The organism is Mesonia ostreae (genome assembly GCF_031845265.1).
Classification (GTDB): domain Bacteria; phylum Bacteroidota; class Bacteroidia; order Flavobacteriales; family Flavobacteriaceae; genus Mesonia; species Mesonia ostreae.
In genome coordinates this window covers 142403-156994 of the sequence record NZ_JAVRBG010000002.1, presented here as the reverse complement: position 1 = coordinate 156994, position 14592 = coordinate 142403, and the positions used below count along the sequence as shown (strand labels likewise).

Below are 14592 nucleotides of genomic sequence, written 5' to 3'. Positions count from 1 at the left end.
ATGGCACTTGAAGTTCTATTTAATAAAACCGAGAATTTACACGAGAATGTCCAATTCAATCGTGTTGTAAAACGATTGATTCCATTTTTTGAAGAACAAGGATGGGATGGATTATTAATAGGTAATCCCGAAAATGAAGACTATCCTAGATTTAGAGCAGACGCTATTTTATTCTACACAAATGGTATTGTAATTATAGATTTCAAGGATTATTCCGGGGAAATATTGATGCCAATAAATGATGTGGATTTCGGTAAAAAGTCTTGGTTTATCAATGTTGCTGATGGCGATAAAGTAAAGATAGAGGCTGGTAATAATCACACTAATCCATACAGACAACTGAACACCTATCGCGGTGTAATGAAATCTATGATAGAGGATGATTCATTGATGCGTTATGTAATAAACAAGGGGCGTATTTGTGCTCTTAATATTTTTTCTGGTCCCATTACTCAAAATCGTAAAACTTCAAGGAAAGTTCCTTATTATCAACTTGTTCAAGAAATTGACTTGCATACCTTTCTTGATGCGTTCTCTAGTGAAAACAAATACGAGGTAACGATTGCAAATAGATTTAAGGCACTATTTCCTTCAGATGAATGGAAAGGGGATTTAACCATACAATTAGATAATCCTATTAAATCAGTAGAACAGACTTATAACTATATTGATCAAAATATACAGCCTATATTAAAAGAGTTTTTTACAACTGAAGGTTCAGGAATATTGGTACTTGAATCAATGAGTTCTGAACTAAGAAGCCAATGGTTGCAAAATGTAAACACTTTTGCTTTAGACCAAGAAGTTCCCGAAACAGATTTATGGTGTCACTCTTCAAGAATTGCCCATAAATTACAACGTAGTACGGGATTTGACATCACCAGTTTATATACAGTTATTTATGGAGGGAAGACTAAAACAGAAACGACCTCAGCTGATGAGGAAAGTGAAAGTGAGGATGAAGAAACTGTATCTCAAGAACAGATTGGTTTGAAAAGCGATAGAGATATTGATGATGCGGCAGTTATTATTATTCCAGAGTCACATCTTGTTTCTAGAAGTTTGCATCAATCGGACTTGCTTCGGTTTGGTTCGGGTAGATTATTAGAAGATTTATTTCAATTTTTAAAACTGAAATCTAATAACAGGAAGATAGTTTTTATAGGAGATCCATATATGCTGTCTTATGGCAAAAATGAAGATTCGGCATTAAATATTGAGACATTAAATGAATTATTCCCTGATGGAGATATTTTACATTTTAGACACGAACACAAGATTAAAGAAAACGATAATAAGTTATTAAAACTTAGAAGGTCTATTGCTGGCTCAATTGATCACTCAATTTTTAACTATTTAAAATTTAACTACGATCAGTCTGTTATTTTAACCAAGCACGAACAAGCGACAGCGCATTTACAAGAATGGTTTAGTGAGAAAATAGAAAATGAGCCACAAAATGCTGTATTGCTTTATTCAAAAAAAGAAGCAAGAACCACCAATAATTGGATAAAAAATAATGTGCTAAATAATGGAAAACATCTAGCTAAGGGCGACTTACTTTTGTTAAATAACAATATCAATATTCCTGATCAAACAGGTTTTGGGACACCCACTAAAATTGCTAATGGCAGTTATTTTTTAGTGCAAGAAGTTTTACACCTGGAAAATGAGGATGTCACAACTAAAAAAGATGGGCTTATTGCTAGATTAAGGTATCGACATCTTGAAGTTAAATTACTCGCAAATAATGCTATCCCAAATTTTAAATTAATTTTTCTAGAAAACTATTTTGATGGTGTAGAAGATTTGACACGGGAAGAGTTAAAAGCTGTAAAAATTTTCACATCCCAAAAACTTGCAAAACTTAAAAAGCAGCACCCGTTTGAAGAGAGTTCAGATTATCAAAACCTTGTATCTGACAAAGAATTTATTGAGTTTCAATTAAAAATTGAAAATTGGCAAAAAGCCAAACAGAATAATGAAAAAGTTTTAAAAAAGGATTTAAAAGAATTTGAAGTTGGTCGTAACAAGATTGAAAGATCTTATAAAAGGAATTATACTTCTCAATTATTGTTTCAATTGCGCAAAACAGATCCATACATCAATGCAGCTTTAATTAATTATGGCTGGGCAATTACGGTACATAAGTCAGTTGGCTCTAAATTTGAAAATGTGCTTTTTAAAGCACTACAGTCAGAAGATTCGGGTATTACAAACGAAAGTTATTATAGATGGTTGTACACAGGATTAACTGCATCTTGGAAAACAGCTCACATATTAAATCCACAAACTATAGACCCTTTTATCAATTGTCATTTTACAGATGAAGTAGAAATTACTGATAATGTTAGCCTTGATATCAACAGTCAAATGCTAAGTTATGACAATGAAGTTACCTTAGATGAATTATCGGGGTACTTTCCTGATGGCTTAAAGCACAATACAGCAGTCTTTATTGGGAAATTACATAAGGAACTCAATGATTTTAAGATAGAATCTGTTAGAAAATATTCGGATTATTTAAGTAAAGTCGTACTAATCTCTAAGAATGAAAATAACGTGATAGTTGCGATTAACAATCGTGGAAATGAAGAAATTTCATCGGTACGAATTGAAGGAAATGATACTGAAGATGGATTGGTTAAAAAAGCCATAGATCAAATTTACGAACAAGAGTCTCAAAATTCTTTTCCAACGGATTATCGAGGTGATATTTATAACGACTGGAAGGAACAATTATCTTTTGAAGAAATTACATTACACCTTTTAGAATGCCACAGGAATGAAGATAGACTTGCAGTAGTGGATGCAGATGATGTGGTGAAATTTAATTTAAGATATACAACTGGAGAAAGAAACAGTGGTTTTTTCACTTCACTACAAATAAAAGAGAAATCGAATCAAGCATTAGTTGAAGACATTAAAGCATTATTGGATGAAAACTAAAAGAGAATTTCAAGATGAAGCAAAACAGTTGCTAGAAAACGACCCAAGTAAATCTTTGGACGTTTGTCTTGAAATGTATACTAACTATCCAAGTGAGTTTAATAATTATGATGCAGTAACCCTACTGCAAGCTGCCAGAGCTTCTAAAAGAATAAATATTAATAACCTTCCTGAAATTATAGAAAATTTTAAGGACTATGAAATTGTTTCAAGCTTATGCGGATGGTATGTATTTGACAATTTTATAAAACACAAACAACCACAGGTGATTTTAAATAGCGAGAACTTAATAAATAGCTATATAAACATCATAAAACAAAAGGATATAAGCGTTGATGATAACTATCCTTGTCCATTTACCATCATACTTTTTAATTTAATTGAGGCACATTCCAACAACCTCTTCAATGCCAATAGAATCTATGAATATTGCAAGAAAATAAATCCAGAGTACCTTTCTAAAAAAACATCTGAATATACAGATCAAGAAGGAAAGACGAAAGAAAACCCTTCTGACTTAGAATCCTTTTACCAATACTACACTAAGGCTTGTGATAAATTAAACAAAAGTAATGAAGCCATAGAAGCCTGTGAGAAAGGGCTAAAGGCAGTTGATAATTATCACTACGATAATGATTTATGGTTCCAAATGAGAATTGCTAGAGCCACTAGAAATTTAAAAGATTACGAGACTAGTGAAAAAAAGTATTTAGAGATTATCAATTCTCGAGCTGGAAGCACTAAATATTTTTTATTTAAAGAATACTCTGAATTACTTTATGAACAAAAACGTTACCAAGAGAGTTGGATTCAGTCTTTGCGAGCTGGAATCCAATTATATGATGTGAAATTTAGTGCAGGCATACTACTTCATCAATCGAGATTGCTTGCCAGATTAAATCGGATAGATGAAGCAAAGAAATTTGCTGAGATTATATTTTTAGGTGTTCAAGAAAATTTATGGAATAATTCTACGAATTATCAAAAGCTTATTAACTACTTCGAAATTAAAGAAGTAAAAGGAAAAGCAGACAAGTCCTTTAAAGAATTGTACAAGACATTTAAGGATGAGCTTTATATGGAGTATGAAATCAATCAAGGTGAGATAGTATTTATACATCCACGAGGTAAAGTAGGGAAAATTAGATATTCAAAAAATGAAAGTATTAATTTTTCGAAAAGTTCTTTTAATAATAGAGTTCGAAATCTGGATGAATTTGCTGGTGCGAAAGTGTCCTTTGTAATTGATTACGATTACAAAAGTGAACCGATTGCAGAAAATATCAAAATAGAAAGTTTAAAAGTCCCGGAAGTATTAGTTGGGGAAACTTTTGAGGGAAAAATTCAGAATATTGTTGATTTTGGATTATTTATAGATATGGAAAATGGTAAAACTGGATTAGCGCATCAATCAACCCTACCAAAGAATTTCCGAGAAATTTACGAAGTAGGTATTACTGTGAAAGTACGTATTGAAAAAGAAACCGACAAAGGTTATAGTTTAAAGGTAATTGAATAATATTTATAGCCAAGGACTTATAGTGAAAAATTCGACTAATTAGACAACTCAAAAAATAATTATAGTTAAAATAGAAGATATAATTAATATTAAACACATTTGTTAAGACCACAAAAATAGAATGGACTTTATGAGAAATTGACTAAAGCATTTGAATTTTCAAAGCTTTTGGAGTGTCTACATTTGCTGTAACGAATTTAAATAGTCCGCAAACCATAAGAAAAAAACTATGAGTAATATTATAATATACCCAATTGAAGAACAAAACAAAATCACTAAAAACCCTATTAATATCGGGATAGATTTAGGGACAACTTATACACTTATGGCCACTGTTGATGCTGCAAATGTCAATTTTAATAAAACCAATCAAATCCCTGTTCAATTTGTAAGATTTCCACAATTCAGCCCTTTTGAATTTGACCAAACCATTGAAGATGAAAAAATTGCCTCTATTGTAGCGTTTTATAAGGGCAAACCCTATGTTGGAAATAATTTATATCACTTAAAAGGGCATCCAGAGTTTCAATACAAAAAAAATATTTTTTACCATTGGAAAGTAGAAATGGGTGTAGATCATCATCCATTATATCCAAACGCTATAAATGAAAAGTTAGATATGCCATATAAAATAGCAGGTGGCATAATGAATTATATGCGAAAAACCTACAGTCAAGGAAATGATTATGAGCTAGCAAACACCATTATTACCGTTCCTGCATCTTTTCAAGCCAACCAACGTAAAGATACTTTAAAAGCTGCTAAAATGGCTAAAATTAGCACGAACGACACAATGTTAATTGATGAGCCTAATGCTGCATTTTTAGGGTATTTTAATCGGCTGGTTGATAGCGAAAAAGAACGTTGGTCAAAAGAAGTAAAAAACAAAAACGTATTAGTAATCGATTTTGGTGGTGGTACTTTAGATTTATCATTACTTAATGTAGACTTTAGACGTGATACAGGTATTACAATAAGTAACAGAGCTATTTCTAGATATAATGACTTAGGAGGTCAAGATATAGATTTATTAATAGCAGAAGAACACCTCTTGCCTAAAGTTATAAAAACAATTCCAAATTTTGATAGTTTAGATATTTCCGACGTAAAAAACACCATTTTACCACAACTTATCGTAATGGCAGAAGATTTAAAAATCACGGTTTGTAACGCAATGAGTTTAAAAGTTGGTAGCGGAGATATTTCAAATTTAAATCTCAGTGAAATAATTGCAACGAGATTAGATAATATTTTAGTGTTAAATAATAATAGTTACGATTTAGGGGAATTAAAGCTAACAGCAGAAAAGTTCAAAGAATTATTTGTCAAATTTTTTAGAGGCAAACAATACAAATTCAAATATTTCGATAAGGCCATCACAACAATCAGCACTTCAATTTCTGAAATTATTGAAAAATCAAATGAAACTCTTGATGCAGTAGATTTTGTATTATTGGTTGGCGGTAGCTCTTTCAATCCCTTATTAGGAGCTTTAACACAAGAGAAACTTATAAATGCTCAATTATTAGTATCACCAGAACCAGATAAATTAGTTGCAGAAGGAGCTGGTGTGTATTCCTTTTTTGTCAACCAATACGGTATTTCATTAATAAGTCCAATTACCAGTGATAATTTAGGTGTGCGCTTAAAAGGAAACCGTTTTTATCCAATAATTGAGCGTGGTCAGTCATTACCTCAAATAGTGAATATACCGGATTTTAAATTACAAACTAATCTGCTTTCAGAGGTAATAGTACCAGTTTGTATTAATGGAGCTGATTTTTCTATTGGAGAAATTCGTTGTTCTTTAAATAAATTTTATGATATAGATACAATTATTAAAATAGAGGCTGAAATAACCCAAGATAAAGTATTTAAAATGCAGGTTATTGCAGATGATGAAATTATTGGAAATGCAAAATTTGAGAATCCGTATGCCATAGGGAAATTAACAGAAGAACAACTAGAAGTATTTGAAGCGCAATCAAATCTAAACAAAGCACAACAAGCTAGAAATACTTCAGAAGAAAAACGATTTTTAAAAACGCTCATTGACAAGCACTTTAAAGCCAATAATTATTTAGGAGCACTTGAAAATGCAGAAGTCTACATCAAACGCTTTGACGATCAAGATAGCTGGATTTGGAATATGAAATACATCCTTAATTCGCGTCTAGGTCGTTTAGGAGCTGCTAAAAAAGCATTAGAGCGTGCTATTGAGATAAATCCAACTGAACCCGCTTGGAGACATAATTATGCGGTGTTATTGGAAAAAACAGATGCTAAAGCTGCTTTAGAATATTTAGAAATGCAAGCTGAAGATATAAAAGAAGAAACCACTATTAGATGTAAAATAGCATTACTTAAAAATGAAGTCAATAAGGATACTACAGAATTACAAAAGATAGTTAAAGATTATAAGAATAATCCAGCTGGTTTTTCGCAATTTGATAAACGAGTATTGTTAAATGATATTTTTGGTCAAGTAGATGAACCTTATGCCTATATAGACCCTAAAACTAAAAGAAGAAAAGAAGATGAAGGAAAGTATTTAGATATGAATAACCTGCCATTTTAAATAAGCTTAAACAATCAGATAATATGTTTTTAATACCGTACAACCGTTTATCGGAAGAACAAAAGGGAATTGTAAGACGAATTTCACGTGAACAACAAAATTTATTTGTAGAAGGCCCACCGGGTTCTGGTAAAACTCTGATTAGTTTATATACACTTAGAGATATGGTACAAGAGGGCACAATTAGACCTTTACTTTTAATGTACAATCATAGCCTATATGGATATTTAAGAACAGCAATGCGAGAACTAGAAATCTCTGACAACATTACTATTGCAACAAAGGATAAATTTTTTTGGGATTTAGCATATCAAAATAATATAGATAGAAATCAGGGCGGCTCTTATGAAGAAAAATATGATCGTTTGTTGTCTTTACTGCTACAATGTAATTTAAGTAAGACTTATGATGTTACAGTAGTAGATGAAGTTCAAGACTTAAATCCCAAAGAATGGGTGTTAATAAAGAAAATATCGAAGAGAATTACTTCTCTTGGTGATTTTAATCAAGGAATTTATGAAACAAAACTTACTAAACTAGAAATTGTTGGTCAAGGGTTAATGGAGCGGCTAAACAAAATATTTAGATTTCATCAAAATATAGCAAAATTGGCAGCACTATTTTCTAGATCCAATGATGATATAGAAGCGAAGGTTTCAACTACTTCTCAAACCATTCCTCAAATAATTCAAGTTGAAAGAAATCAAGAGTTTCATAAAATAAACGAAATTTTAGTTTCTTTAAGAAATATGAGACAACGTATTGGAGTAATTTGTCCAGACAGGGATTTACTTAATGAATTGTCTGATTATTTAAGAAATCAAAATATTGATTTTAATTACTACAAAAAAAATAGAGACTTAAGGGATCACGATTTTACATCTACAACACCTTTATTAATTTCTAGTTATAGTTCTAAAGGTCTGGAGTTTGAACACGTTATTCTATTTGGGTTTAATAATAGTAGTAGTATGGTTCAAAAATTAAAAAAAGAAAATAGGTTAAAAGATGTGTTATATGTAAGTATTACACGAACTAATGCCAATCTTTATATTATTAAGTCTTCAGATACGATTTCAGAAATTACAAATATCAATCTGTTTAGCAACAACATCCCAAATAAAGTAGAAGACGACTGGTTTTAAAATTTAGCAAATGGAACAAAAAATTTATATCTCACTAAAGGAATCAGAGAACCTTGTTTTTAATAAACTTATAATCATTCCTAAATCTAGGTTTCAAATAAGTCGCGCTCAAAAAGATTGGAGTATAGCATTATTTGTGATCGAAGAAAACTTAATAGAACACAATGAAAGATTATTTATAACATCAGGCTCAGTTATTAAATATGAAATACCAGAAAAAGAAGAAAATTTATTTATAAATCATTTTAGAGTCCCCAAAGGTCTGTTGGTCATTGCTAAACGTGAGGTCAGAGATAGTCAAAATATTGAAGATAAAATTAATTTTCCAGATGAGGCTGGTTTTAGTCCCGAAATCAATCTTTTCAAAGGTTTTCGAAGAGGTTTAGTGCAAAACTATTCTTTAATTATTAATGATAATCTTTCAAAAGAATTTTCAGAGGAAGTATTCGCTGTTATTAATAATCTTGAAGCATTATCTGAATTCAAGGTTAATTTTATAAAAGAAATAATCTCACAGGGGTTTTATCCTATTAAAGAAAGAAACGATGGTAATTTTTACACCGAAGCTGTGAAGCGATTCAATTGGTTAGGTGCTTTTATTTTTAAAGAGTTTCCTCGTATAAAAGAAGTAAGTGAAGAGGATTTAAAAAATGCTAAGCAATGGCTTCTAAACTTAAAAGACAAAGAAGACAGTAAGACAATACTAAAAAGTATTGCAAATGTGCCAGATATCTTTTTTGAGGAATTTGAATTTATTATTGGTTATTATGTTGCAGCTTCATTTTTTGAAGAAACGAATACTGGTGAAAATTATTTTTTAGAAATTAAAAATTATCTTAAAAAACTGAAACTCGAAAAAAACTACAAAGCTTTATTTTGGTCAATCTTTTTTAAAGCTATTTTTAAAGAGGAAGTGGACTTCCTTTATCTAATCCCTTCTATCCAAAATCAGCAACGACGAATTGAATGTAAATTAATAGAATTGTTATTTGATGGATTATCAGTCTCCTGCAAAAATGCGGAAAATATATCGATATCAAAAAGACAAGCTGTCGCCGAATATCTTCAACTACAAAATGGTGGAGCTTTAATAGAGCCTATATTTATAACTAAGAATGATAAAAAAAATCTTTTAGAAAATAATTTTAGTAATAAACGATTATTAAATATTGGTATAGAAATCAAAAACGACTCTTCGTTTAAACACTTATTTCATAATAGTTGCCTATCTGGGAATTCAAACTTTACCTTAAACTTAACAGTAAAACCTTCAGAGGCAACATTTTACATAAATGATACTAGCGAAGTCAAAGATTGGTTAAAAGGTTTGAAAATTAAAACAAAACCTTTAAGTAAAATAATTGATAATAATAAAAAAGCATTAGTAGGTTTTTTAATACCAGAATCTTATGAACGTAGTTTATTTAAATTTTACGAATGGATATTAAATAATGCAGTGAAGTCTATCTTATTTAAAACTATTGTTTTTGTGTTGTTAGTTGATGAAGAAGTTGAATATATACAATCACCTGAATTTCAAAATAAGAAAATTGAAATGGAAAGATTTTGCAAAGCTAAATTTGGAGATAATACAACTGTCCTAGTGAAAAATGAAAGTGTAAGTTCTGATGGTGAAATAAAGAGAAATTTAAAACATCTTTTAGAACACTATAATATTAAGGATATTGAGCTGATAAATGAAAATATCGATGATAGAATACATAATTGGGTTTTAAGTGTGAACAATGAATATCTTGTCGAATCCGAAATAAATGATTTTTATACAGTTTTAAACAAATGAGCATTAAAATACAAGAAGCGTTAGAAAAAAAGTTCCAAGATCACGATGTGATTTTTTGGTATGATGAGCGCAATGAATTAAAAGAAAGCTTTGATGTCCTAGATTTGAAAGGTGTTGAAAAGTGCCATCTACAAGACAATGAGTTTGAAATAAAGTATAAGATAATAACGAACACACCTAAAACTAAATTTCTAGTCTATAGCAATGCCCCTAAACCCAAACCCAATGAAAATTGGTTACTGGATTTAGAATTGGCATATCACATTTTCCATACCGATCAAGAAGCAATTATTCTTCAAGAATTAGGGTTAGAATTTAGTTTTAAAGAATTAGTTGGGGAACATATTCAATTTTTCAAGTCAAAAGATCGCGTTGATAAATTAAAGGAGTTATTAGGCAAAGGGGACTCTCATAGAGACATTCGCTACAAAATGGTAGCGGTAACCCTTAATACCGATTACGTTAACCTAAACACGTTTATTCACGCACACGGAACTGCCTTTGCCAATGGAAATGAGAAATTACAAAGAGATTTAGAACGTTACGAACTATCAAACTTTTACTGGACTCAAATTCTAAATAAATTTAAGTACACAAGTAAAACGCCATCCATCTATGATTTTCTTGTAGAAGCGTTTACAGATAATTTCAATGAAACTGAAACCCCTAAACTATCTAAAGAAACAAGACTATTACTCGCGCTTTGGAAAGATACCATTACCTACCGTGAAGGGTTTGATAAAATTTCTTTGCAAATAGCCAGTGACCTTCAAATTGAAAGTGTTCTCAACAACTTACCATTAGAAAAAGCAGTGAATGATGAACTGTTTAAACTCACGGATAAGAAAATAATACACGATCTCGTTCAGCGTTTAATTACAAATGAAATCTCAAATGACAGCTTACAGCATATTGTAAAGCAACGAGAACATACATTTTGGTACAACCCACATTTTGTTGCATTCTATGAAAGTGTGTCGTTTGCATCACAACTACAATTTCAAATTCAAAAACTTAAAGTAGCATTTAAGTCTGCTGAAAACGGTTTAGAGCAATACACCACGTCACTTTATAAAATTGATTATCTCTATAGAAAGTTTATACTAAACTACCGAAGATCTAATCAAGATAACATACTTTCCGGATTGGCTCAAAAAGTAGAAAAGCTATATACCAATGATTGGTTACTGAAGTATAATGACAAATGGCAAGCTGTTATTGATAATTTAGAAACCTGGCCAATAGCCAGAAACTATAGTCAACGACAATTTTTTAAAAAACATATTCAAGCTTTTGTAGAAAAAAAGCAACGTGTATTCGTCATTATTTCTGATGCATTACGATATGAGTGCGGTGTTGAATTGCATAAAAGATTAACACAAGAGAATAGATATGATAGTGAGATTGAAGGCGCTTTAGCGTCTTTGCCATCTTATACCCAATTAGGGATGGCGTCTTTATTACCTCATAAAGAACTATCCATAAAAGAAGGAACAGACCAAATTTTAGTAGATGGAATGCCTTCTATGGGTATTCCATCTCGATCTAAAATTTTAGCTAAAAATTCTGGTGCTCGTGCAACTGCAATATTAGCTGAAGATTTTATGAAGTTTAGTGCCAATACAACAGGCAGGGATTTTGTAAAAAATTATGATGTGATTTACATCTATCATAACGATATAGATGATACTGGTGATGATACTACAACGCAAGACAAAGCATTTGAAGCAGTTGAAAGAGAGTTAAATTATCTGATTGATCTATTAAAGAAGATCTCTAATATGAATGGTAATAATATGATTATTACTTCAGATCACGGTTTTTTATATCAATATCAAACATTAGAGGAAAGCGATTTTACTGAAGCTGAAATAAAAGGCGAAGTAGATAAATTGAATAGAAGATTCGTTCTTGGAACTGATTTAAAAGGTAATGAGGCAGTAAAATCCTTTACCCACAACCAGCTTGGCTTTACCAGTAACGGAAATGGACTCATTCCAAAATCCATTAACAGATTACGTGTAAGTGGATCTGGTTCAAAGTTTGTTCACGGAGGAGCTTCTTTACAAGAAATTGTATTGCCAGTAATAAAAGTGAATAAAAAGCGTCAGGACACCACAGCTCAGGTAGAAATAGATATTATTAAATCTACTGATAAGATTACTACTAACCTACTCGCTGTTTCCTTCATTCAAACAGAGCAGGTAGATGACAGTATGTTGGAACGTAAAATTAAAGCCTCTATTCAAGCAGAAGATGGCACGTTGTTAAGTGATCAATTTATCTACACTTTCGATATTAAAGAAGAGAATCAACGACAGCGAGAAGTTAAAAATAGATTCCAATTAACTGCTCAAGCAAGCGGTAAATATAAGAATCAACGTGTAAAATTGGTGCTAGAAGAACCTATGGATCGCGCTAACAAATGGAGAACATACAAAGAGTATTACTATACCCTTAATATTTCTTTTACTAACGACTTTGATGAATTTTAGAACCTATGAACGCACTAAATGTAAAAATAAACGAACACTTTGCAGGTAAGGTAGTTCGTAAGGATTTAACCAAATTAGTAAAAGGCAATGCTATAGTTCCTACGTATGTTTTAGAATATCTATTAGGACAATACTGCGCTACAGATGACGAAGCAACTATTAATGAAGGCGTAGAAACGGTTAAAAATATCATTGCCAAACATTTTGTGCATCGAGACGAGTCTCAAATAATTAAATCTACAATTCGAGAAAAAGGTTCTCATAGAATTATAGATAAAGTAGCAGTTCAGCTAAATGACAGACAAGATAGATATGAAGCTTCCTTTGCTAATCTAGGTTTAAACCGCGTTCCAATTTCAGATGCCCTCATTAAAGAACATCAAAAACTGCTATCTAGTGGTGTTTGGTGTATTTTAACTTTGGGGTATGTTCCTTCCGAGGAAAGAAATCATATCCCTTGGATGGTTGAAAGTTTAAAACCAATTCAAGTTTCCAATGTAGATATTGAAGAATATAAAGGTGCTCGGAAACATTTTGACAAGGAAGAATGGATGGATATTTTATTACAATCTATAGGTCTTAATCCAGAAGAATTTACATTTCGTTCAAAACTGTTGCAATTAACTAGACTTGTTCCGTTTGTTGAGAATAACTATAACCTCATAGAATTAGGACCAAAAGGAACAGGAAAATCACATATTTATTCTGAAATGTCGCCACACGGTATCTTAATTTCTGGTGGTGAAGTATCAAAAGCAAAGCTATTTGTAAACAATAGTTCAGGTAATATCGGATTAGTTGGGTATTGGGATGTTGTTGCTTATGATGAATTTGCAGGTAAAACAAAGCGTGTAGACCGTGGTTTAGTGGATATAATGAAAAATTATATGGCTAATAAATCCTTTTCAAGAGGAACTCAAGTCTATGGTGCTTCTGCTTCAATGGTATTTGTTGGAAACACAGACCATTCCGTAAACTATATGATGAAACATAGCGATCTTTTTGAGGCCTTGCCTAAAGATTATTATGACACGGCTTTCCTTGACCGTATGCACGGATATCTTCCAGGGTGGGAAGTTCAAAAATTACGAAATGAAATGTTTACTTCGCAATACGGTTTTATTGTTGATTACCTTGCTGAAATATTAAAGAACCTACGAAAAGAAGATAGAACCCACGATTATACAAAACACTTTGAACTATCAAGTTCAATTACGACTAGAGACAAAACGTCCATTGCTAAAACATTTGCGGGATTAATAAAAATAATCTACCCAGATAATGATTTCACAGAAGCTGATGCTAAAGAAATTTTAGATTTCGCTATTGAAAATAGAAAACGTGTAAAAGACCAACTTCGCAAAATGGATGAAACCTTTGAAGAAGTTGATTTTAGTTACGTCAGTAAATCCACAGGAGAACATTTTCCTATCCTGACACTTGAAGAGGTTGAAAATGAAATAAGACCTACAACAAAACAAACGGAAGTTACTGAGAACAAACCACTTCAGAAATCTGAAACCGCTAAGTTATCACTAGAACCTGGACAAAAAATAATTAGAGATAATCAGTCCGGTATTTCCTATGATAATTTGTTTGGAGCTTATTTATTAAATGCTACTGATTTTAAAATCACAGATCCCTATATTAGGTTACCATATCAGTTGCGGAACTTTATGGAACTTGCAAAACTCATTAGCGAAAAGAAAGATCCAGACACAGAAGTTAAACTTCACTTAGTAACAAGTAATAATGAAGAGTTTATTGAAAATGCGAAAGATGCTTTTGAGCAAATGCGCTATTCTTTGGAATCAATGGGTATCCTATTTTCCTATGAGTTTGACGATTTTATTCACGACAGATCTATTGAAATGAATAACGGATGGAAAGTGATTTTAGGGAGAGGACTAGATATTTGGCAAAAAACTGGCGGTTGGTATGATATCAATGAATACATCCAAGAACGACGGGTTTGTAAAGCTTGTGAAGTGACTTTTGTGACAGTTGGCTCTTAGACTTCTTTCAATATGAAGAAAATACGTTTTAGCTAATATGAAGAAGGAAACTTTAAAAACCGTAAAAAACTTTGCTAAATTTATAGGCTA

7 protein-coding genes are annotated in these 14592 nt (G+C 31.5%); all 7 read left to right on the top strand.

All coding sequences use genetic code 11. The annotated features are described in order from the left end of the window. The 7 genes from RLT85_RS02675 (at window position 1) to brxL (ending at window position 14502) form a co-directional block, all read left to right on the top strand. Window positions 1-2949, top strand: coding sequence for a C-terminal helicase domain-containing protein (locus RLT85_RS02675; protein ID WP_311400507.1), 2949 nt, complete (start codon window positions 1-3; stop codon window positions 2947-2949). Further along, complete coding sequence (locus tag RLT85_RS02670; RefSeq protein WP_311400506.1) at window positions 2939-4468, top strand: S1 RNA-binding domain-containing protein; 1530 nt, start codon at window positions 2939-2941, stop codon at window positions 4466-4468. Before RLT85_RS02675 ends, RLT85_RS02670 begins: the two co-directional genes overlap by 11 nt. Window positions 4469-4697: 229 nt before the next feature. After that, window positions 4698-7046 (top strand): Hsp70 family protein, encoded by a 2349-nt coding sequence (locus RLT85_RS02665; RefSeq protein ID WP_311400505.1) that lies wholly within the window; start codon window positions 4698-4700, stop codon window positions 7044-7046. A 23-nt stretch (window positions 7047-7069) separates the two neighbouring features. Beyond that, window positions 7070-8191: a UvrD-helicase domain-containing protein gene (locus RLT85_RS02660; protein ID WP_311400504.1), complete on the top strand. Its 1122-nt coding sequence runs from the start codon at window positions 7070-7072 to the stop codon at window positions 8189-8191. Window positions 8192-8201: 10 nt separating this feature from the next. Then, entirely contained in the window at window positions 8202-9992 is a 1791-nt protein-coding gene (locus RLT85_RS02655; RefSeq protein WP_311400503.1) for a hypothetical protein, read from the top strand. Beyond that, window positions 9989-12487: a BREX-1 system phosphatase PglZ type A gene (gene pglZ, locus RLT85_RS02650; protein ID WP_311400502.1), complete on the top strand. Its 2499-nt coding sequence runs from the start codon at window positions 9989-9991 to the stop codon at window positions 12485-12487. The genes RLT85_RS02655 and pglZ overlap by 4 nt, the downstream gene beginning before the upstream one ends. 5 nt (window positions 12488-12492) lie before the next feature. After that, a complete protein-coding gene (brxL, locus tag RLT85_RS02645) occupies window positions 12493-14502 on the top strand; it encodes a BREX system Lon protease-like protein BrxL (protein ID WP_311400501.1) in 2010 nt (669 codons plus the stop codon). The last annotated feature ends 90 nt before the right edge of the window (window positions 14503-14592 follow it).

Coding starts and splice junctions, on each gene's coding strand:
- RLT85_RS02675 (WP_311400507.1), top strand. CDS start 1: ATGGCACTTGAAGTTCTATTTAATAAAACCGAGAATTTACACGAGAAT.
- RLT85_RS02670 (WP_311400506.1), top strand. CDS start 2,939: ATGAAAACTAAAAGAGAATTTCAAGATGAAGCAAAACAGTTGCTAGAA.
- RLT85_RS02665 (WP_311400505.1), top strand. CDS start 4,698: ATGAGTAATATTATAATATACCCAATTGAAGAACAAAACAAAATCACT.
- RLT85_RS02660 (WP_311400504.1), top strand. CDS start 7,070: ATGTTTTTAATACCGTACAACCGTTTATCGGAAGAACAAAAGGGAATT.
- RLT85_RS02655 (WP_311400503.1), top strand. CDS start 8,202: ATGGAACAAAAAATTTATATCTCACTAAAGGAATCAGAGAACCTTGTT.
- pglZ (WP_311400502.1), top strand. CDS start 9,989: ATGAGCATTAAAATACAAGAAGCGTTAGAAAAAAAGTTCCAAGATCAC.
- brxL (WP_311400501.1), top strand. CDS start 12,493: ATGAACGCACTAAATGTAAAAATAAACGAACACTTTGCAGGTAAGGTA.